The organism is Stenotrophomonas sp. YJH_SMC_135 (assembly GCF_059372355.1).
This window is the reverse complement of sequence record NZ_JCAFVN010000001.1, coordinates 1,297,222-1,317,815: the sequence shown is the minus strand read 5'-3', so window position 1 is coordinate 1,317,815 and position 20,594 is coordinate 1,297,222. Positions and strand designations below refer to the sequence as shown.

General features: G+C 65.7%; 15 protein-coding genes and 1 pseudogene. 11 read left to right on the top strand and 5 right to left on the bottom strand.

Features of this window, described 5'->3' with window-relative positions; all coding sequences use genetic code 11:
• The 5 genes and pseudogenes from AC5P98_RS06525 to AC5P98_RS06505 form a co-directional block, all read left to right on the top strand.
• A pseudogene (locus AC5P98_RS06525) lies at positions 1–390 on the top strand (methyl-accepting chemotaxis protein); the annotation flags it as partial.
• A 37-nt stretch (positions 391–427) separates the two neighbouring features.
• Entirely contained in the window at positions 428–1,297 is an 870-nt protein-coding gene (locus AC5P98_RS06520) for a CheR family methyltransferase (protein WP_049407415.1), read from the top strand.
• Positions 1,294–1,890, top strand: coding sequence for a chemoreceptor glutamine deamidase CheD (cheD, locus tag AC5P98_RS06515; protein ID WP_014037083.1), 597 nt, complete (start codon positions 1,294–1,296; stop codon positions 1,888–1,890). The genes AC5P98_RS06520 and cheD overlap by 4 nt, the downstream gene beginning before the upstream one ends.
• Entirely contained in the window at positions 1,887–2,960 is a 1,074-nt protein-coding gene (locus tag AC5P98_RS06510) for a protein-glutamate methylesterase/protein-glutamine glutaminase (RefSeq protein ID WP_049407412.1), read from the top strand. Before cheD ends, AC5P98_RS06510 begins: the two co-directional genes overlap by 4 nt.
• Before the next feature lie 237 nt (positions 2,961–3,197).
• A complete protein-coding gene (locus AC5P98_RS06505) occupies positions 3,198–3,569 on the top strand; it encodes a hypothetical protein (protein ID WP_049477327.1) in 372 nt (123 codons plus the stop codon).
• Between the two features lie 96 nt (positions 3,570–3,665).
• Here the strand turns inward: AC5P98_RS06505 and AC5P98_RS06500 are convergent, their stop codons facing one another.
• The 4 genes from AC5P98_RS06500 to AC5P98_RS06485 form a co-directional block, all read right to left on the bottom strand.
• On the bottom strand, positions 3,666–5,414 hold the full coding sequence (locus tag AC5P98_RS06500; RefSeq protein ID WP_080354546.1) for a WG repeat-containing protein: 1,749 nt from the start codon (positions 5,412–5,414) through the stop codon (positions 3,666–3,668).
• A 146-nt stretch (positions 5,415–5,560) separates the two neighbouring features.
• The gene (gene acnB, locus AC5P98_RS06495; protein ID WP_049407406.1) at positions 5,561–8,152 is read right to left on the bottom strand and encodes a bifunctional aconitate hydratase 2/2-methylisocitrate dehydratase; all 2,592 of its coding nucleotides are present in this window, start codon (positions 8,150–8,152) and stop codon (positions 5,561–5,563) included.
• Positions 8,153–8,195: 43 nt separating this feature from the next.
• Positions 8,196–8,594, bottom strand: coding sequence for a type II toxin-antitoxin system VapC family toxin (locus AC5P98_RS06490; RefSeq protein ID WP_005416402.1), 399 nt, complete (start codon positions 8,592–8,594; stop codon positions 8,196–8,198).
• 6 nt (positions 8,595–8,600) lie between these two features.
• The gene (locus AC5P98_RS06485; RefSeq protein WP_005409505.1) at positions 8,601–8,825 is read right to left on the bottom strand and encodes an AbrB/MazE/SpoVT family DNA-binding domain-containing protein; all 225 of its coding nucleotides are present in this window, start codon (positions 8,823–8,825) and stop codon (positions 8,601–8,603) included.
• 302 nt (positions 8,826–9,127) lie between these two features.
• On the opposite strand from AC5P98_RS06485, the gene acnA reads away from it, so the two are divergent.
• Positions 9,128–11,881 carry an aconitate hydratase AcnA gene (gene acnA / locus AC5P98_RS06480; RefSeq protein ID WP_049407404.1) on the top strand — a complete coding sequence of 918 codons (2,754 nt, stop codon included), beginning with the start codon at positions 9,128–9,130 and terminating at the stop codon, positions 11,879–11,881.
• Between the two features lie 128 nt (positions 11,882–12,009).
• On the opposite strand, the gene AC5P98_RS06475 is transcribed toward acnA, so the two are convergent.
• On the bottom strand, positions 12,010–13,560 hold the full coding sequence (locus AC5P98_RS06475) for a BCCT family transporter (RefSeq protein WP_014647012.1): 1,551 nt from the start codon (positions 13,558–13,560) through the stop codon (positions 12,010–12,012).
• 168 nt (positions 13,561–13,728) lie between these two features.
• Here AC5P98_RS06475 and betI point away from each other — a divergent pair, with 168 nt between their 5' ends.
• From betI to AC5P98_RS06450, 5 genes are all read left to right on the top strand, one after another.
• Positions 13,729–14,319, top strand: coding sequence for a transcriptional regulator BetI (gene betI, locus AC5P98_RS06470; protein ID WP_014647011.1), 591 nt, complete (start codon positions 13,729–13,731; stop codon positions 14,317–14,319).
• A gap of 38 nt (positions 14,320–14,357) precedes the next feature.
• Positions 14,358–15,830 carry a betaine-aldehyde dehydrogenase gene (betB, locus tag AC5P98_RS06465; protein ID WP_014647010.1) on the top strand — a complete coding sequence of 491 codons (1,473 nt, stop codon included), beginning with the start codon at positions 14,358–14,360 and terminating at the stop codon, positions 15,828–15,830.
• A 101-nt stretch (positions 15,831–15,931) separates the two neighbouring features.
• Positions 15,932–17,614, top strand: coding sequence for a choline dehydrogenase (gene betA / locus AC5P98_RS06460; protein ID WP_014647009.1), 1,683 nt, complete (start codon positions 15,932–15,934; stop codon positions 17,612–17,614).
• A 231-nt stretch (positions 17,615–17,845) separates the two neighbouring features.
• The gene (locus AC5P98_RS06455; protein WP_014647008.1) at positions 17,846–19,522 is read left to right on the top strand and encodes a long-chain fatty acid--CoA ligase; all 1,677 of its coding nucleotides are present in this window, start codon (positions 17,846–17,848) and stop codon (positions 19,520–19,522) included.
• Between the two features lie 161 nt (positions 19,523–19,683).
• The gene (locus AC5P98_RS06450) at positions 19,684–20,556 is read left to right on the top strand and encodes a crotonase/enoyl-CoA hydratase family protein (RefSeq protein WP_014647007.1); all 873 of its coding nucleotides are present in this window, start codon (positions 19,684–19,686) and stop codon (positions 20,554–20,556) included.
• The last annotated feature ends 38 nt before the right edge of the window (positions 20,557–20,594 follow it).

Sequence of the window (20,594 nt, the reverse complement as noted above, 5' to 3'; positions counted from 1 at the left end):
GGCGAGATCGTCGCCTCGGTGCAGCGCGTGACCGACATCATGGCCGAGATCTCTGCGGCCTCGCAGGAACAGTCGGCGGGCATCGAGCAGGTCAACCAGACCGTGGTGCAGATGGACGAAACCACCCAGCAGAATGCTGCGCTGGTGGAAGAAGCCACTGCTGCGGCACGCGCAATGGAGGACCAGGCCGGCCAGCTGGCTGACGCCGTGGCGATCTTCCGCCTCGACAACCAGGTGTCCGCCGCAGTGAAGGCCGTGGCCGCGCGCGCGGAGCCGGCCCGTGTCACCACCGTGGCACGCCCGCAGCCGACCAGCACGCCCGCTCCGGTCCGCCGCAGCAGCAACGCCAGCACCTTCGCCGCCAGCGACAGCGACTGGCAGGAATTCTGAGACCCACCCGCGGCGGCTGCGGCCGCCGCCTCTGCCGATGGACACGTCCCCCGTGCAAAGTCCTACCCCCATCGTCACCGGCCCGCGCGAATTCGAGTTCGCCGACCGCGATTTCCGCCGCGTCTGCGACCTGATCTACCAGCGCGTGGGCATCGCCCTCGCGCCGGCAAAGCGCGACATGGTCTATGGCCGCCTGTCGCGCCGCCTGCGCACGCTGGGCATGCGCAGCTTCCAGCAGTACCTGGACCACCTGGAGCAGGAAGATGGTGACGAATGGCAGGCGTTCACCAACGCGCTGACCACCAACCTGACCTCGTTCTTCCGCGAACCGCATCACTTCGACAAGCTGCGCGAGGAACTCCAACAGCGCTCCAGCCGCGCCCCACTGCTGCTGTGGTCGTGCGCGGCGTCCACCGGCGAAGAGCCCTACTCGATGGCGATCACCGCCTGCGAGGCCTTCGGCACGTTGAAGCCGCCGGTACGCATCATTGCCACCGACGTCGATACCCAGGTGCTGGCCACTGCCGGCCGCGGCGTCTACAACATCGATCGCGTCGCCAGCCTCGATCCGGACCTGCGCCGCCGCTACTTCCAGCGCGGCAGCGGCCCCAACGAGGGCCAGTGCCGCGTGCTGCCGGCGCTGCGCGAACTGATCGAGTTCCGCCCATTGAACCTGCTCGCCCCGCGCTACGACGTCGGCGGCCCGTTCGACGCGCTGTTCTGCCGCAACGTGATGATCTACTTCGACAAGCCGACCCAGCGCGCCATCCTTGGTCGCCTGGTTCAGCACCTGGCCGATGACGGCCTGCTCTACACCGGCCACTCGGAGAACTACCTGCACGCCGCCGACCTGATCCAGCCCTGCGGCCGCACCCTGTACCGCCGTGCGGCAAAGGCCGGCGCATGAATGCCTCGCTGCGTACCGACGATGTGATGCGCTACCAGGATGCGCGCTTCCAGACCATCGCCGCCAAGCTGCTGCCGACCCAGTACCTGGTGGTCGATGACACCACTGCGCTGACCACCACGCTGGGCTCCTGCGTGGCGGCCTGCCTGCGCGACCCGGTGCTGAAGATCGGCGGCATGAACCACTTCCTGCTGCCGGAAGGCAACGCTGGCGACGGCGCACCCGCACGCTACGGCAGCTATGCGATGGAACTGCTGATCAACGACATGCTCAAGCGGGGCGCCCACCGCAAGCGCATCGAAGCCAAGGTGTTCGGCGGCGCCAACGTGCTCAAGGGCTTCACCAGCAATCCAGTGGGCACCCGCAACGCCGAGTTCGTGCGCCAGTACCTGCAGGCCGAGCACATCCCGATCATCGCCGAGGACCTGTGCGGCATCCATCCGCGCAAGATCTGGTTCTTCGCCGACACCGGCCGCGTGGTGGTGCAGCGCCTGCCGCATGCGCATGAGGCCGAAGTGGCCGCCACCGAATCGGCGGTGCGTGCGCGCCTGTCCAAGGCGCCGGTCACCGGTGGCGTGGAGCTGTTCGAATGACCTTTACCGGCAACGCCCCCTGCCGGGTGCTGATCGTCGACGACTCTGCCGTCGTGCGCCAGATGCTCACCGAGATCCTGTCCAGCGATCCCGCCATCGACGTGGTCGGCACCGCCGCCGACCCGCTGCTGGCCCGTGAAAAGATCAAGCGACTGGCCCCGGACGTGATCACCCTGGACGTGGAAATGCCGCGCATGGACGGGCTGGCGTTCCTGGAAAACCTGATGCGCCTGCACCCGTTGCCGGTGGTGATGATCTCCTCGCTGACCGAGCGCGGCGCCGACACCACCCTGCAGGCACTGGCGCTGGGCGCCGTGGATTTCGTATCCAAGCCGAAGTTGGACGTGGCCCGCGGCCTGCAGGGCTACGCCGACGAGATCATCGCCAAGGTCAAGATGGCGGCGCGCTCGCGGGTACGTCCGCTGGTGCGCGCTGCCGCGCCCAAGCTCATGCTGGACGCCGCGCCCGCGATACGCGCGGCCGCGCCGCAGTTCCGCACCACCGACCGGCTGATCGCGATCGGCTCGTCAGCCGGTGGCACCGAAGCCCTGCGCGTGGTGCTGGAAGGCATGCCCGCCGATGGCCCAGCCGTGGTGATGACCCAGCACCTGCCGGCCAGCTTCAGCAGCGCCTTCGCCGAACGCCTGGACCGCCACTCGGCCATGGCCGTACGCGAGGCCAGCGACGGCGAGGCAGTGCTGCCTGGCCATGCCTACCTGCCACCAGGCGGCAAGCATCTGCGCATCATCCGCGACGGTGCCCGCTGGCGCTGCCGCGTCGACGACGGCCCGGCGGTGAACCGGCACAAGCCGGCAGTGGACGTGCTGTTCCGTTCGGTCGCGCAGAACGCCGGTGGCAATGCGATCGGTGCCATCCTCACCGGCATGGGTGATGATGGCGCACGTGGCCTGCTGGAGATGCGCCAGGCCGGCGCCCCGACCCTGGTACAGGATGAGGCCACCAGCGTGGTCTGGGGCATGCCCGGTGCCGCCTTCAAGCTCGGCGCCGCCGAGGAACAGGTGCCGCTGGAACGGATTGCCGAGCGGTTGCTGGCGCTCGCCCGCGGCTGATTGCGCGCCGCAGCTCAAGGGCGCGCGCGCAGTAGATCCACGCCATACGTGGCTGCCGTTGTAGAGTCGAACCACGCTCGACTCATCGCGCATCGCACGAACAGCAGCCAAGCATGGACTCGGCGCTACAGGCCATCAGGCAACAAAAAAAGGCGCCGGCTTTCACCGGGGTTCTTCGTTTCAACGCGCTACCCGCATGTGTGCTTTGATAGCGGTATTGCACAAGGAATGCTGCACATGATCAAAGGCATATGGAAGGCCGCCCTGGCGGCCGTACTGCTTTCATTGCCACTGGCACCCGCCAGCGCCAGTGGCGATCTGTTCTACTTCGAGGCCAAGCTGGGTGATGTGTTCTTCATGCTGATGCTGGTGGGTCGCGAAGACCCCGGCGCGGTAAGCGTCAGCTGGAAAGGCACGTCGATCCCGCCGTACCCCAACGTGCAACGCCGCTACTACATCGAATTCGACCGCGCCCGCCGCCAGGCCTATGTGCGTCCGCTCCGCCACGACGGATTGCCCTGGTTCGAAATGGACGTCTCCGGCAAGCGCGGCAACGTGCTCATAGCAGGCCGTCGGTTGGAAGGCAGCGCAGACTGGACCGTGCAGTAGCGCCGGAAGCCTGAGCATTCCGTTGTTTCAAACACGCCCAGATCTTCCATTTGGATCGCACCAGGCTCCAGCCATACCAAGCAGTCAATGGTCCGACTATTGGCTGGGACGAGGATGCAGACGCCCCAGAACGGTCCCGTCAAGCTTGATCAGCTCCATGGTCTGATCTGTCTTCAACGTCTCAAACAGACCATCCGGTCGAGAATGAATCGATAGAAATCCCTGTTCGAACAGCGTCGTTCCTGTGTCTGGGTCAAGAAAATTGACCGTAACCTCACCGGCACTGTTTCGCTCACGCACGGAAACTCGGCCTTTCGAAACATTCACGTAGCCGTAGCGGGGCGCCAGCCTCCACCGCCCCGACTCATCCAGAAGGCCCCAGCGACCCCGCAACGAGAGCGCATAGACTCTTGTTCCATCCGCCAGAAGCTCTGCTGAGGGAGTATGCGGAGTGAAATCAGCCAGCGCATTTCCGCGCAGATCGAGTATGTGATACCCGGCGTCATATCCCGGCCGTTCGAATGCGGCGACCAGATTCGGACCCAATGGTTTTATCCGACGGTAGCGAGGAGGAATCAGCCAAGCACCCGTAGCATCTATTACACCCCATCCTCCATCGGCTTGGGCCAACAGCAGTTGGTCATCCAGTCCTTCCGCGGTTTGAAAAGGCGCAAGTCGGTAGTACAGGGAAGACGAGATGCTGCCATCTTCCAGCATCATGAAACGCACCCCCGCTTCGCCGGGCTTTTGATACTCGACGATCCTGCGGTTCAGCGGATGCAGGCCTGCAGCGCGTTGCAGGGAGCGCAGCGACCCATCCAGGCCTACAACGTATTCATCATCTTCCGAACTGAAGATTACATACCCCACTCGTTCAGCGAACTCATCTGTCTTCATACAGTGGCCTGCAGGCGTCGGAAACATCAAACCCGCGCGCGTGAAATGCAGGCACTGGCCGTCTTCGGCTACCGCAGAAAGCAGGTACCCACCCCGACCAAACTTGAACCGATATCGACCCATGGGCGCCACTTGCACCCCGTGGGGATCCAGCACCGTGTCGTTCCCGCCCTGGGTGGCGAGCGCGAAACCCGAACTGTTGAAGGTCATCTGATCGTAGTCCTGGCGCCCTATGCCTGCCAGTGATCGATCAACCAGGCCAAAGTGGACACCATCGCGCGAAGCGATGGCCACTTCCCCCTCATGACCCACGGGACCAAAACTACCAAAGACACTGAAAACGGGACCGGACTTACCCTTCGCGTCAAGGAAGCGGGTCGTACAGCGCTGCTTCTCTTTGTTGCAGAGTTCTACAGCCGGGTTTCCAGCCCAGGACGCAGAGCGCAGGAGATCGTTCTCGCCTTTCTCCTCAAACCGACGCGCCAATCGGCCCCGTGCATTGAAGAAGTCAATTCGCGTGTACGCCTTGGGCGGTTTCCGCAGCAATACCTTGGCTTCGATCACCCCGTTGCCATGTACCTCAACCGAATCGTAATGCGCTTCAAGGACGATACGCCCTTCTGAATTCATGATGCCCCTGTTCTCCCCCCTTTCGAAGACCGCCACCCCATTTTTGAAGGGGCGGAGGTATTGCATTCCCCGATGCTCGGCCAGTTGCCGGCCCGTGCCATCCAGCACCACGCATCGACCCTCATGACAGAGGCTGTGGCGTGTAGTCCTGTCGAGACGTGGCGGCGGCTTGATAGACAGCGGCATCGCAGACGCCGGCGTTGCGCCGACTGATGGCGCCATAGTCAGAAGTGCAGAGGCCAGCAGAGCGCCCAAGGCCCGGGCGATGACGCTGCGGCGATGGGTAGGACTGGAAGTCAGCAGAAATGAACGGCGCATCTCAGACAGAACCGCAAAGGAGAGCAGCCAAGGTAGGCGCCATGCTTCGCTAGAGAAATACAACTTCTACGAAAGTGTCCTGTCCACAAAAAACCCCCGGCTTTCACCGGGGGTTCTTCGTTCACATCATCAACCGATCAGCAGGATCAGGCAGCGACCGTCTTGGCCACGTCCTGGTATTCCTCGATCTGGTCGAAGTTCATGTAGCGGTAGATCTCGGCGCCGCTGGCGGCGATCACGCCCACATCGGCCATGTACTCCTCCTTGGTCGGGATGCGGCCCAGGCGCGAGCAGATCGCCGCCAGTTCCGCCGAACCCAGGTACACGTTGGTGTTGCGGCCCAGGCGGTTCGGGAAGTTGCGGGTCGAGGTCGACATCGCGGTGGAGCCTTCGCGGATCTGCGCCTGGTTGCCCATGCACAGCGAGCAGCCCGGCATTTCCATGCGCGCGCCGGTAGCGCCGAAGGTGCCGTACACGCCTTCCTTGGTCAGCTCCGAAGCATCCATCTTGGTCGGCGGGGCCACCCACAGGCGGGTCGGCAGGTCACGCTTGCCTTCCAGCAGCTTGGCCGCGGCGCGGAAGTGACCGATGTTGGTCATGCACGAACCGATGAACACTTCGTCGATCTTGGCCCCGGCCACTTCGGACAGGGTCTTCACGTCGTCCGGGTCGTTCGGGCAGGCCACGATCGGCTCGTGGATGTCGGCCAGGTCGATCTCGATGACGGCGGCGTACTCGGCGTCGGCATCCGGCTCCAGCAGCTGCGGGTTGGCCAGCCAGGCTTCCATCTTCTCGATGCGACGCTGCAGCGAACGCGGATCCTGGTAACCCTCGGCAATCATCCACTTCAGCAGCGTGATGTTGCTGGTCAGGTACTCGATGATCGGTTCCTTGTTCAGGCGCACCGAGCAGCCGGCGGCCGAACGCTCGGCCGAGGCGTCGGACAGTTCGAACGCCTGTTCGACCTTCAGCTCCGGCAGGCCTTCGATTTCCAGGATGCGGCCGGAGAAGATGTTCTTCTTGCCAGCCTTGGCCACGGTCAGCAGGCCGGACTTGATCGCGTACAGCGGGATCGCGTTGACCAGGTCACGCAGGGTCACGCCCGGCTGCATCTTGCCCTTGAAGCGCACCAGCACCGACTCCGGCATGTCCAGCGGCATCACGCCGGTGGCTGCGGCGAAGGCGACCAGGCCCGAACCGGCCGGGAACGAAATGCCCACCGGGAAACGGGTGTGCGAGTCACCGCCGGTACCCACGGTGTCCGGCAGCAGCATGCGGTTGAGCCAGCTGTGGATCACGCCGTCGCCCGGGCGCAGCGAAACGCCGCCACGGGTGGAGATGAACTCCGGCAGGGTGTGGTGGGTCTTCACGTCCACCGGCTTCGGGTAAGCGGCGGTGTGGCAGAACGACTGCATCACCAGGTCGGCCGAGAAGCCCAGGCACGCCAGGTCCTTCAGCTCGTCGCGGGTCATCGGGCCGGTGGTGTCCTGCGAGCCGACCGAGGTCATCTTCGGTTCGCAGTAGGTGCCCGGGCGCATGCCCTGGCCTTCCGGCAGGCCACAGGCGCGGCCGACCATCTTCTGCGCCAGCGAGAAGCCCTTGCCGGTATCGGCCGGCTGCACCGGCAGGCGGAACAGGTCGGTCGGGGCCAGGCCCAGCGCTTCGCGCGCCTTGCCGGTCAGGCCACGGCCGATGATCAGCGGAATGCGGCCGCCGGCACGTACTTCATCGAACAGCACGTCGGACTTGACCTGGAACTCGGCGATCACTTCGCCGTTCTTCAGCGCCTTGCCTTCGTACGGGCGCAGCTCGATGACGTCGCCGTGCTCCATCTTCGATACGTCCAGCTCGATCGGCAGCGCGCCGGCATCTTCCATGGTGTTGTAGAAGATCGGTGCGATCTTGCCGCCCAGGCAGACGCCACCGGCGCGCTTGTTCGGGATGAACGGAATGTCATCGCCGGTCCACCACAGCACGCTGTTGGTGGCCGACTTGCGCGAGGAACCGGTGCCGACCACGTCGCCGACGTAGGCAACCAGGTGGCCCTTTTCCTTCAGCGACAGGATCTGCTGGATCGGGCCGCGCTTGCCGTCTTCTTCCGGGGTGAACGGCGCATCGTCGCGCTTGTTCTTCAGCATCGCCAGGGCGTGCATCGGAATGTCCGGGCGGGTGGTCGCGTCCGGTGCCGGCGACAGGTCGTCGGTGTTGGTTTCGCCCGGCACCTTGAACACGGTGACGGTCAGGCTCTGCGGCACTTCCGGATTGCTGGTGAACCACTCGGCATCGGCCCAGCTCTGCAGCACGGCCTGGGCGTTGGCATTGCCCGCCTTGGCCTTTTCCTGCACGTCATGGAACGCATCGAACACCAGCAGGGTCTTCTTCAGGCCGTTGGCGGCGATGGTGCCGACGCTGGCGTCGTCCAGCAGCTGCACCAGCGGGGCCACGTTGTAGCCGCCGAGCATGGTGCCCAGCAGTTCGGTGGCGCGCTCACGGCTGATCAGCGGGTTCTGCTCGCTGCCCAGGGCGATCGCCGCCAGGTACGACGCCTTGACCTTGGCCGCGTCATCGACGCCGGCCGGCACGCGGTGGGTCAGCAGGTCGAGCAGGAACTCGGCCTCGCCCTGCGGCGGGTTCTTCAGCAGTTCGATGACATCGGCCGTCTGCTGCGCGCTCAGCGGCAGCGGCGGGATGCCAAGCGCAGCGCGCTCGGCGACGTGGTGGCGGTAGGCTTCCAACATGACAACTCCCGGGTAATGCGTAGGTTGAAATAACAAAGTGGGCTCAGGCGTGCGGCACGATCAGCTTCAGGCCCTTGAAGTAGTCGCGGTAAAACGTGTCGTTCCAGGTGATCAGGCCGTCACACTGCAGCAGTGCGTGGGCGCCGACCATGAATTCGTCCAGGCTGCGGCGGCTGCCGCCGCGCTGGCGATGACGGCGGTGCATCTCGCCGGCGCGCAGCGCCGACTTGGCTTCCATCGGGTTGAAGTGCACGCCCATTTCTTCCAGCGCTTCGAGCACCTCGGCGCCGCCGCGCAGCGATGCGCAGACCTCGGCCAGGGTCGCGCCACAGACCACCACGCGGCCACCGACCAGACTCTGCCGCAGGATGGCTTCCACGGCATCGGCCTGCGGACCATTGCTGAGCAGCTCGACCAGCACCGGTGAATCGACGGCGATCATCACGGCTTATTCCTCGTCACGCACCGCGCGTACCGCTGCGTCGGACGATTCGAAGCCGTCCAGCGCAAACTTGCCGCGCGCCCGTGAAATCGCATCGTCAACACTCTTGCGCAGGATGATGCGGCTGCCGTCCAGCTCGACCTTCAGCAGCGTGCCCTTGGTCAGGCCGAGGGCATCACGCACCGCCTTGGGCAGGGTGATCTGTCCGCGTTCTGCAACAGTGGCTTCCATGGGTAGGCCCTCCAGAGTATGCACAAATTATACATACTTCCCCGGGCATACTTCCACCCTGAACAGGACCGGCGCCCCGCCAGCCCTTGCCTCGCAAAGGATCGGCCACAAACGTGACATACGCCATACACCTTCCCCTGTAGTCTGGAACCGATGCCGCAGGCCGGAACCCGGCCCGGATGAATCCATTCAGTCTGAGGTTCATACTGGGACGACCGGGGCCGCCAGGCCCGCGGCGACCGCAAGCAGGCCCGCCCATGCGCGGGCCACTGCAAGCCATCCGCAAGAAGGAGTTACCCCGCATGAGCGATTCGTTCTCCACCCGCAGCCAGCTGAACGTCGGCGGCAAGACCTACGACTACTTCAGCCTGCCCACGCTGGGCCAGCGCTTCGATATCTCCCACCTGCCCTACTCGATGAAGATCCTGCTGGAGAACCTGCTCCGGCACGAGGACGGCGGTATCACCGTCGGCAAGGACCACATCGAAGCCGTGGCCCGCTGGAACCCGGCGGCCGAGCCGGACACCGAGATCGCCTTCATGCCGGCGCGCGTGGTCCTGCAGGACTTCACCGGCGTGCCATGCGTGGTCGACCTGGCCGCGATGCGCGACGCGGTCGTCAAGCTGGGCGGCTCGCCGGAGCAGATCAACCCGCAGATCCCCTCCGAACTGGTCATCGACCACTCGGTGCAGGTCGATGTGTTCGGCAAGCCGGACGCGCTGGACCTCAACGGCAAGATCGAATTCCAGCGCAACCAGGAACGCTACGGCTTCCTGCGCTGGGGCCAGAAGGCCTTCGACAACTTCAAGGTGGTGCCGCCGAACACCGGCATCGTCCACCAGGTGAACCTGGAGAACCTGGCCCGCGTAGTGATGACCGCCGACAAGGACGGCAAGGCGGTCGCCTACCCCGATACCGTGTTCGGTACCGACAGCCACACCACCATGATCAACGGCATCGGCGTGCTTGGCTGGGGCGTGGGCGGCATCGAAGCCGAGGCCGCCATGCTCGGCCAACCGTCGTCGATGCTGATCCCGCAGGTGGTCGGCTTCAAGCTGACCGGCAAGCTGCCCGAGGGTGCCACCGCCACCGACCTGGTGCTGACCGTCACCCAGATGCTGCGCAAGCTCGGCGTGGTCGGCAAGTTCGTCGAGTTCTACGGTGACGGCCTGCAGCACCTGCCGCTGGCCGACCGTGCCACCATCGGCAACATGGCCCCGGAGTACGGCGCCACCTGCGGCATCTTCCCGATCGACGCCGAATCGCTGAACTACCTGCGCCTGTCCGGCCGCAGCGAAGAGCAGATCGACCTGGTCGAAGCCTATGCCAAGGCACAGGGCCTGTGGCACGAACCGGGCAGCCCGCATGCCCAGTACAGCACCACGCTGGAACTGGACATGGGCACGGTGAAGCCGTCGCTGGCCGGCCCGAAGCGTCCGCAGGACCGCGTGCTGCTGGAAGACGTGCAGAAGAACTACCGCGAAGCACTGGTCGGCATGACCAGCAACCGCGACAAGCGCAGTGATGATGTTTCCTCGTTCGTCAATGAAGGCGGCGGCGCGGCGGTCGGCAACGAGCAGCTGGCCAAGGGCTTCGCCGACATCGAGATCGAAGGCCGAAAGGTGCGGCTGAAGGATGGCGCGGTGGTCATCGCCGCCATCACCTCCTGCACCAACACCTCCAACCCGGCGGTGATGATCGGTGCCGGCCTGCTGGCCCGCAATGCGGCCGCCAAGGGCCTGAACCGCCAGCCGTGGGTGAAGACCTCGCTCGGGCCGGGCTCGCGCGTGGTCACCGACTACCTGGAAAAGGCCGGCGTGCTGAAGGAGCTGGAGAAGATCGGCTTCTACGTGGTCGGCTACGGCTGCACCACCTGCATCGGCAACTCCGGCCCGCTGCCGACCGAAGTCAGCGCCGGCATCGCCGCCGGCGATCTTGTGGTCACCTCGGTGCTGTCCGGCAACCGCAACTTCGAGGGTCGCGTGCACCCCGAAGTGAAGATGAACTACCTGGCCAGCCCGCCGCTGGTGGTGGCCTATGCCATCGCCGGCACCACCGACATCGACCTGACCACCCAGCCGCTGGGCACCGGCAGCGATGGCCAGCCGGTGTTCCTGCGCGACATCTGGCCGAGCAACAAGGAAATCGGCGATGTCATCGCCGCCACCATCGGCCCGGAGATGTTCAAGCAGAACTACGCCGACGTGTTCAAGGGCGACACCCGCTGGAACACCATCGCCTCGCCGGACGGCAACCTGTACGCGTGGAGCGATGCCTCCACCTACATCAAGAACCCGCCGTACTTCGATGGCATGACCATGCAGACCGGCAGCATCGACGACGTGCACGGCGCACGCGTGATGGGCCTGTTCGGCGATTCGATCACCACCGACCACATCTCCCCGGCCGGCAACATCAAGAAGGACTCGCCGGCGGGCCGCTTCCTGCAGGAACGCGGCGTGCAGCCGGCCGACTTCAACAGCTACGGCAGCCGCCGCGGCAACGACGACGTGATGGTCCGCGGCACCTTCGCCAACATCCGCATCAAGAACCTGATGTTCGGTGGCGAGGAAGGCGGCAACACCCTGTACTACCCCGCCGGTGGTGGCCAGCCGGAGAAGCTGGCGATCTACGATGCGGCCATGAAGTACAAGGCCGACAAGGTGCCGCTGGTGGTGCTGGCCGGCAAGGAATACGGCACCGGTTCGTCGCGCGACTGGGCGGCCAAGGGCACCCTGCTGCTGGGGGTGAAGGCGGTCATCGCCGAAAGCTTCGAGCGCATCCACCGCTCCAACCTGGTCGGCATGGGCGTGCTGCCGCTGCAGTTCCGCAACGGCGAGAACGCGCAGAGCCTGGGCCTGGACGGCTCGGAAGTGATCGACATCACCGGCCTGCAGGACGGTGCCAGCAAGCGCGCCACGGTCACCGCGACCAAGGCCGATGGCACGAAGAAGACCTTCGAGGTCTCGGTGATGCTGCTGACCCCGAAGGAAGTCGAGTACTTCCGTCATGGCGGCCTGCTGCAGTACGTGCTGCGCCAGCTGGCAGCCAAGTAACGGAAAAGGGCCGGATCCTTGCGGGTCCGGCCCTTTCCGTCTGCGATGCCCCCCTGTAGAGCCGAGCCTGCGCTCGGCTGCTTCTGCGCCAACAGCAGCCGAGCATGGGCTCGGCTCTACAGAGGCACTCAGCGGCGGGGTGCGTCCGGGTCGGTGCGCAGCGCCTTCAGCAGGCCCCACATGTAGAACGCCAGCGTGAACGAGAACGGCAGGCCACACAGCACCACCGCCGTCTGCATCGCACTGAAATTGCCGGCCAGCAGCAGGCCGACGCTGGCCACGGTGATGCCGGCCGCCCAGAACACGCGCAGCCAGATCGGGGCGTCATGGCCGTCTTCCACACCATCGTCAACGCGACGGGTGCACAGGTTGGCGATCATCAGCGTGCCCGAGTCGACCGGGGTCAGGAACAGCACGAAGCCGATCACCACCGCCGCACCGGCAACGTACGGCGCGCCGGGCAGGTATTCCAGCAGCTTGAACAGCGTCATCGCCGCATCGTGCTGGGCCACCTCACCCAGGATCGCCTGGCCGTGGTTGAGCACCAGGTCGATGGCGGTGTTGCCGAAGATCGACAGCCAGGCCAGGGTGAAGCCGAGCGGGATAAGCAGCACGCCCATGATCACTTCGCGGATGGTGCGGCCACGCGAGATGCGCGCCACGAAAAGGCCGACGAACGGCGCCCAGGCGATCCACCAGGCCCAGTAGAACAGCGTCCACGACCCCATCCACTCACGGCCCTTCGGGTCGTTGAGGTACATGTCGAAGCTCTTGCGCACGAACGCACCAAGGTAATCGCCGGTGTTCTGGATCAGGCCGTCGAACAGGTGCAGGGTCGGGCCGGTGACCAGCACGAACAGCAGCAGGCCACACAGCAGGCGCACGTTGAGGTTGGACAGCCAGGCAATGCCCTTTTCCACACCGGCGACCACGCCGATGGTGGCCACCACCATCATCACCAGCACGATGGCCACCAGCACCTGCGGCGTATCCGGGATGTGGAACAGGTAGACCAGGCCGGACTGCACCACCAGCGCGCCGATGCCGAGGTTGGTCACCATCGAGATCAGCGTGGCCAGGATGCCGAAACCATCGACCATGTCGCCGATGCGACCGTGGATGCGCTCACCGAAGATCGGGTACAGCGCCGAGCGCAGCGCCAGCGGCAGGTCGCGGCGGTACGCGAAGTAGCCCAGCGCCACGCCGACCAGCGCGTACAGCGCCCAGCCGTGCAGGCCCCAGTGCAGGAAGGTCAGCACCATCGCTTCGCGGCCGGCGGCCACGGTCCCGCCGGGTTGCCCGGGCGGATGCAGGAAATGGTCCAGCGGCTCGTAGGCGCCGTAGTACAGCAGCGCGATGCCGATGCCGGCCGAGAACAGCATCGAGACCCAGGCAACGTAGCCGAAGGCCGGTGACTCCTCGTTGTGGCCCAGGCGGATGCGGCCATACGGCGAAAACGCCAGCCACAGCACGAAGCCCAGGCACAGCACGATCAGCAGCATGTACCACCAGCCGAACGCGGCCGACACCTCGGCCTGCGCCCATTGCAGCCAGTGCTCGCTGCCTTCGGGATAGAGAACGGTGAGCAGCCCGAGGATGCCGATCGACACCGAGGAGCTGAGAAAGACAAAACGGTTCAAGCGCAGGGGCGAACGCTTGGGATGAGCCAGGGAAGACATGGGATCGTCTCATCAGTCCGGGGGAGCACATGGGCGGGGCCGGACCGGTAAACCGGGCCCATGGCGTGGGGCGCGAGCGCATCCTAGGGTTTATTGATTGAACGTTCAATCAATAAAAAGCATAATGGCGGGCAGCCGATCCTTCGGGTCGCAATCCGTGGAGAGACAATGCCGAAGAAAGGCGTGGAACCGGTACGGCGCGAACAGCTTATCCGGGCCACTTTCCAGACCATCGACGAGATCGGCATGGCCGACGCGACCGTCGCCACCATCGCGAAGAAGGCAGGGCTGTCCAGCGGCATCGTCGCCCACTACTTTGGCGACAAGGACGGCCTGCTCAATGCTGCAATGCGGCAGATCCTGCGCGAACTGAAGGACGCCGTCGCCCGCTACCGCGCCGAGGCCAGCGATGACCCCCGCGAGCAGTTGCGTGCCATCGTCGATGGCAACTTCGACGACAGCCAGATCAACGGTACCGCAATGCGCGTCTGGCTCACGTTCTGGGCCGCCAGCATGCACCAGCCGGAACTGGCCCGGCTGCAGCGCGCCAACGACCAGCGCCTGTTCTCCAACCTGTGCCACCAGTTCAACCGCCTGCTGCCCCACCCGCAGGCCCGCCTGGCCGCCCGTGGCCTGGCCGCGATGATCGACGGCCTGTGGCTGCGTGGCAGCCTGGTCGGCGGCCAGTTCAACGCCGACAAGTCCCGGCGCATCGCCTACGGCTACATCGACTTCCAGTTGCAGGCTGCCGCGCTATAAGCGCTTCAGCACCCGCCCCCTTCCAAGGAGTACGCCCCATGACCACCCTGCCCGTCCAACAGCTCTACATCCACGGCCAGCGCGTCGATGCCACCAGCGGCAAGACCTTCAAGACCGTCAACCCGGCCACCGGTGAGGTGATCGCCGAAGTGCAGGTTGCCAGCCAGGCCGACGTCGAGCGCGCCGTGCAGAGCGCGGCCGAAGGCCAGAAGGTGTGGGCCGCGATGACGGCCATGGAGCGCTCGCGCATCCTGCGCCGCGCCGTCGAGCTCCTGCGCGAGCGCAACGACGAACTGGCCCACCTGGAAACCCTGGACACCGGCAAGGCGCTGGCCGAGACCACCACCGTGGACATTGTCACCGGCGCCGACGTGGTCGAGTACTACGCTGGCCTGGCCACCGCCATCGAAGGCATCCAGCTGCCGCTGCGCGAATCGAGCTTCTTCTACACCCGCCGCGAACCGCTGGGCGTGGTGGCCGGCATCGGCGCCTGGAACTACCCGATCCAGATCGCCATGTGGAAGTCGGCCCCGGCCCTGGCCGCCGGCAATGCGATGGTGTTCAAGCCGTCCGAAGTGACCCCGTTGACCGCGATCCGGCTGGCCGAGATCTACACCGAAGCCGGCGTGCCGGCCGGCGTGTTCAACGTCGTGCAGGGCCCGGGCCGCGAGATCGGGCAGTGGCTGACCGAGCACCCGGTGATCGAGAAGATTTCCTTCACCGGCGGCGTCGCCACCGGCAAGAAGGTCATGGCCAGCGCGGCGTCCTCGTCGCTGAAGGAAGTGACCATGGAGCTGGGCGGCAAGTCGCCGCTGGTGATCTGCGATGACGCCGATCTGGACCGCGCCGCCGACATCGCGGTGATGGCCAACTTCTTCAGCTCCGGCCAGGTCTGCACCAACGGCACCCGCGTGTTCGTGCCGCGCAGCATGCTGGCCGCGTTCGAGGCCGCCGTTGTCGAGCGCGTCAAGCGCATCCGCATCGGCGACCCGATGGCCGCCGAGACCAACTTCGGCCCGCTGACCAGCTTCCCGCACATGGAAAACGTGCTGCGCTACATCGAAAGCGGCAAGGCCGAAGGCGCCCGCCTGCTGACCGGCGGCGGCCGTGCCACCGAAGGCGCGCTGGCCAATGGCGCGTACGTGCTGCCGACCGTGTTCTCCGACTGCCGCGATGACATGACGATTGTCCGGGAAGAGATCTTCGGGCCGGTGATGAGCATCCTCGCCTACGACGACGAAGACGAAGTGGTGCGTCGTGCCAACGACACCACCTTCGGCCTCGCCGCCGGCGTGGTCAGCAAGGACGTCAGCCGCGCCCACCGCATCATCCACCGCCTGGAAGCCGGCATCTGCTGGATCAACACCTGGGGCGAATCGCCGGCCGAAATGCCCGTCGGTGGCTACAAGGAATCCGGCGTCGGCCGCGAGAACGGCATCTCGACCCTCGGCCACTACACCCGCATCAAGTCGGTGCAGGTCGAGCTGGGCGACTACGCCAGCGTGTTCTGACCGGCGCGCCGCCAGCACGCCCCATCGTCCGGCCACCGCGCCGATCCGACATCCCGCCGGGACGCCTGCATGCAGCGCGCCCCGGCCTGCAGGAGACACCCATGAGCACCCACAACGAGTACGACTACATCATCATCGGCGCCGGTTCGGCCGGCAACGTGCTGGCTACCCGCCTCACCGAAGATGCCGATGTCAGCGTGCTGCTGCTGGAAGCCGGTGGCCCGGACTACCGGCTCGACTTCCGTACCCAGATGCCGGCGGCACTGGCCTTCCCACTGCAGGGCAAGCGCTACAACTGGGCGTACAAGACCGATCCGGAGCCCTTCATGAACAACCGCCGCATGGACTGCGGCCGCGGCAAGGGCCTGGGCGGCTCGTCGCTGATCAACGGCATGTGCTACATCCGCGGCAACGCGATGGACTATGACAACTGGGCCAGCATGCCGGGCCTGGAAGACTGGACCTACCTGGACTGCCTGCCCTACTTCCGCAAGGCCGAAACCCGTGATATCGGCCCCAATGACTACCACGGTGGCGACGGCCCGCTGCGCGTTACCACGCCGAAGGCCGGCAACAACGAGCTGTTCGCTGCGATGGTCGAAGCCGGCGTGCAGGCCGGCTACCCGCGCACCGACGACCTCAACGGCTACCAGCAGGAAGGTTTCGGCCCGATGGACCGCACGGTGACCCCGAAGGGCCGTCGTTCCAGCACCGCCCGCGGCTACCTGGACCTGGCCAAGCCGCGCCCGAACCTGACCATCGTCACCCACGCGCTGACCGACCGCATCCTGTTCTCGGGCAAGCGCGCCGTGGGCGTGCAGTGGCTGCACAGCGACCAGCCGCAGCGCGCCACCGCCCGCCGCGAAGTGCTGCTGTGCGGCGGCGCCATCGCCTCGCCGCAGATCCTGCAGCGCTCGGGCGTCGGCCCGGCCGACCTGCTGCGCAGCCTGGACATCGACCTGGTGCACCACCTGCCGGGCGTCGGCGCCAACCTGCAGGACCACCTCGAGATGTACCTGCAGTACGAGTGCAAGAAGCCGGTGTCGCTGGCGCCGGCACTGAAGCTGTACAACCAGCCGGCGATCGGTGCCGAGTGGCTGTTCCTGGGCACCGGCATCGGCGCCAGCAACCAGTTCGAGGCCGGTGGCTTCATCCGCAGCGACGCCGAATTCGACTGGCCGAACCTGCAGTACCACTTCCTGCCGGTGGCGATCAATTACAACGGCTCCAACCCGATCAAGGCGCACAGCTTCCAGATGCACGTCGGTTCGATGCGCTCACCCAGCCGCGGCCGCATCCACGTGCGCTCGAAGGACCCGCGCGAACATCCGAGCATCCTGTTCAACTACATGTCGCACGACCAGGACTGGCGCGAGTTCCGTGCGGCGATCCGCATCACCCGCGAGATCTTCGCGCAGCCGGCGCTGGCCCCGTACAGCGGCCGCGAGATCTCGCCGGGAAGCGCGCTGCAGACCGACGCGCAGATCGATGCGTTCGTGCGCGAGCACGCCGAGACTGCCTATCACCCGTCGTGCTCGAACAAGATGGGCCATGCCGACGATCCGATGGCGGTGGTCGATGGCCAGGGCCGCGTACACGGGCTGGAAGGCCTGCGCATCGTCGATGCCTCGATCATGCCGCAGGTGGTGACCGGCAACCTCAACGCGCCGACCATCATGATGGCCGAGAAGCTGGCCGACGTGATCCGCGGCCGCACCCCGCTGGCCCGCAGCACCGCGCCGTACTACAAGGCCAACGGCGCACCCGTTCGCAAGCAGGGTTGACGCAGCCGGCTCTTCGGCCGTCCCACACCCCGAATCGGTAGGTGCCCACCTTGGTGGGCACGCCTCACAGCGCCCCTCGCCATCCTGTGCCGACCAAGGTCGGCACCTACCGTTGCAGCCTCCGCGAAACCCTCTTCGCGTTTTCCCTACGGCGGGGTATGCTGCAATGACCGGCCGTTGTCGATACGCTCAGGGCCGGACCTAATACATCACGATTCCTGGAGGGGGAATATGAGTCTGGATCGTCCCTGGCTGCAGAGCTATCCGAAAGGCGTTCCCGCCGAGATCGACGTCAACGAGTTCCATTCGGTAGCTTCGGTCTTCGACGCTTCCGTCGCGAAATTCCGCGACCGTCCCGCCTACTCCAGCTTCGGCAAGGTCCTCACCTACGGCGAGACCGACGCGCTGGTCGAACAGTTCGCGGCCTACCTGCTCGGTGAGCTCAAGCTCAAGAAGGGTGACCGCGTCGCCCTGATGATGCCCAACTGCCTGCAGTACCCGGTGGCCACCTTCGGCGTGCTGCGCGCCGGCCTGACCGTGGTCAACGTCAACCCGCTGTACACCGCCCGCGAGCTCAAGCACCAGCTGGTCGATGCCGGCGTGACCGCGCTGGTGGTGGTCGACAACTTCGGCGACACCGTCGAGCAGGTCATCGCCGATACGCCGGTCAAGCATGTGGTCACCACCGGCCTGGGCGACCTGCTCGGCGCCAAGGGCGTGATCGTCAACTTCGTGCTGAAGTACATCAAGAAGATGGTGCCCAACTACCATCTCAAGGGCGCGGTGCGCTTCCGCCAGGCGCTCAAGCTCGGCAGCCGCCACAGCCTGCCCAAGGTCGAGATCGACCACGACGACATCGCGTTCCTGCAGTACACCGGCGGCACCACCGGCGTGGCCAAGGGCGCGATGCTGACCAACCGCAACCTGATCGCCAACATGCAGCAGGCCTCGGCCTGGATCAGTGCGTCCGGCATCGAGATGGGCAAGGAGTGGATCATCACCGCCCTGCCGCTGTACCACATCTTCGCGCTGACCGCGAACGGGCTGGTCTTCATGAAGTTCGGTGGCTGCAATCACCTGATCACCAACCCGCGCGACATGAAGGGCTTCGTCAAGGAGCTCAAGTCGGTGCGTTTCACCGCCATCACCGGCGTCAACACGCTGTTCAACGGCCTGCTCAACACCCCCGGTTTCGACACGGTCGACTTCTCCTCGCTGAAGGTCACCCTGGGCGGCGGCATGGCGGTGCAGCGCGCCGTCGCCGAGCGCTGGAAGAAGGTCACCGGCGTGACCCTGGTCGAGGCCTATGGCCTGACCGAGACCTCGCCGGCAGCCTGCATCAACCCGCTCACCCTGACCGAGTACAACGGCTCGATCGGCCTGCCGATCCCCTCCACCGATGCCTGCATCAAGGATGACAACAGTGCCATCCTGCCGCTGGGCGAGGTCGGCGAGCTCTGCATCAAGGGCCCGCAGGTGATGAAGGGCTACTGGCAGCGCCCGGAGGAAACGGCCAAGGCCATCGACGCGGACGGCTGGCTGCATACCGGCGACATGGCCAAGATGGACGAACACGGCTTCTTCTACATCGTCGACCGCAAGAAGGACATGATCCTGGTGTCCGGCTTCAACGTGTACCCGAACGAAGTCGAGGACGTGATCGCGATGATGCCGGGCGTGCTGGAAGTGGCCGCAGTCGGCGTCCCGGACGACAAGTCCGGCGAGGTGGTGAAGGTGGTCATCGTGAAGAAGGACCCGAACCTGACCGCCGAAATGGTCAAGGAGCATGCCCGGGCCAACCTGACCGGCTACAAGCACCCCAAAATCGTTGAATTCCGAAAGGAGCTGCCGAAGACCAACGTCGGCAAGATCCTCCGTCGCGAACTCCGCGATACGCCCGCCCAGTAAGGGTTTGCGGCAATCTGGACAGTGCAGGGCCCGGGGCGGAAACGTCCCGGGCCCTTTCGCATGCGACGCCGCTGAGGCGGTGTAGCATCGCCGCGTGTGTGGACCGTTCGGCCCGCCGGCCACCCACCTGACACTGCGGGCCGCATGCCGAGGACCCTTCCATGAGTACCATCGAAAAGCTGCCTTCAAGCGGCTCACCGTTCGCCACCATCCGTACCGAAGACAGCGCCGACGGCGCTGCCCACTGGCTGTTCATGCACGCCGATGCCGCCACCGGGATCCGCCCCTGCTGCCGCAAGGACATGCTCGACGAAATGTGGAGCTACATGGCGGCCATCACCCGCAGCCCTGCCGAACGCCACAACGGGACATTGCGGCATTTCGTGCTGGCCTCCGATGCCGTCGCCTACAACCTGGGCGGCGACCTGGACCTGTTCACCCGCCTGATCCGCGAAGGCAACCGCGACCTCCTGCTGAACTACGCCCAGCGCTGCGTGGAGGGCGTGCACCACCTGCATACCGGGTTCGGTGGCGATGTCCGTTCGATCGCGCTGATCCAGGGTGACGCCCTCGGCGGCGGCTTGGAAATGGCCCTGGCCTGCCACACCATCGTCGCCGAGGAAGGCAGCGGACTGGGCCTGCCGGAGGTGCTGTTCGGCCTGTTCCCGGGCATGGGCGCGTACTCCTTCCTGTGCCGGCGCGTGTCCCCCCATCTGGCCGAGAAGATCATTCTCGACGGCCGGGTCTACAGTGCCGAGGAGATGCATGCCATGGGCGTGGTCGACGTGCTGGTGAAGAAGGGCGAAGGCCGGGCGGCGGTCGAGGAACTGATCCGCCAGCAGCAGCGCACGCCGCAGTCCTATCTGGCGATGAATGCCGCACGCGCCATCGCCCAGCCGGTCAGCTACGACGAACTGCTGGAGATCACCAAGGTATGGGTCGATTCCGCCCTCGCACTCGGCGACCGCTCGCTGCGCACCATGGATCGCCTGATCAAGGCCCAGACCCGTCGCGCCAGTCTCGACGCGGCCTGATTCCTCCCCTCCCCCAGGATGGGTTCAAGCCCGGCTGG

Coding starts and splice junctions, on each gene's coding strand:
- AC5P98_RS06520 (WP_049407415.1), top strand. CDS start 428: ATGGACACGTCCCCCGTGCAAAGTCCTACCCCCATCGTCACCGGCCCG.
- cheD (WP_014037083.1), top strand. CDS start 1,294: ATGAATGCCTCGCTGCGTACCGACGATGTGATGCGCTACCAGGATGCG.
- AC5P98_RS06510 (WP_049407412.1), top strand. CDS start 1,887: ATGACCTTTACCGGCAACGCCCCCTGCCGGGTGCTGATCGTCGACGAC.
- AC5P98_RS06505 (WP_049477327.1), top strand. CDS start 3,198: ATGATCAAAGGCATATGGAAGGCCGCCCTGGCGGCCGTACTGCTTTCA.
- AC5P98_RS06500 (WP_080354546.1), bottom strand. CDS start 5,414: ATGCGCCGTTCATTTCTGCTGACTTCCAGTCCTACCCATCGCCGCAGC.
- acnB (WP_049407406.1), bottom strand. CDS start 8,152: ATGTTGGAAGCCTACCGCCACCACGTCGCCGAGCGCGCTGCGCTTGGC.
- AC5P98_RS06490 (WP_005416402.1), bottom strand. CDS start 8,594: ATGATCGCCGTCGATTCACCGGTGCTGGTCGAGCTGCTCAGCAATGGT.
- AC5P98_RS06485 (WP_005409505.1), bottom strand. CDS start 8,825: ATGGAAGCCACTGTTGCAGAACGCGGACAGATCACCCTGCCCAAGGCG.
- acnA (WP_049407404.1), top strand. CDS start 9,128: ATGAGCGATTCGTTCTCCACCCGCAGCCAGCTGAACGTCGGCGGCAAG.
- AC5P98_RS06475 (WP_014647012.1), bottom strand. CDS start 13,560: ATGTCTTCCCTGGCTCATCCCAAGCGTTCGCCCCTGCGCTTGAACCGT.
- betI (WP_014647011.1), top strand. CDS start 13,729: ATGCCGAAGAAAGGCGTGGAACCGGTACGGCGCGAACAGCTTATCCGG.
- betB (WP_014647010.1), top strand. CDS start 14,358: ATGACCACCCTGCCCGTCCAACAGCTCTACATCCACGGCCAGCGCGTC.
- betA (WP_014647009.1), top strand. CDS start 15,932: ATGAGCACCCACAACGAGTACGACTACATCATCATCGGCGCCGGTTCG.
- AC5P98_RS06455 (WP_014647008.1), top strand. CDS start 17,846: ATGAGTCTGGATCGTCCCTGGCTGCAGAGCTATCCGAAAGGCGTTCCC.
- AC5P98_RS06450 (WP_014647007.1), top strand. CDS start 19,684: ATGAGTACCATCGAAAAGCTGCCTTCAAGCGGCTCACCGTTCGCCACC.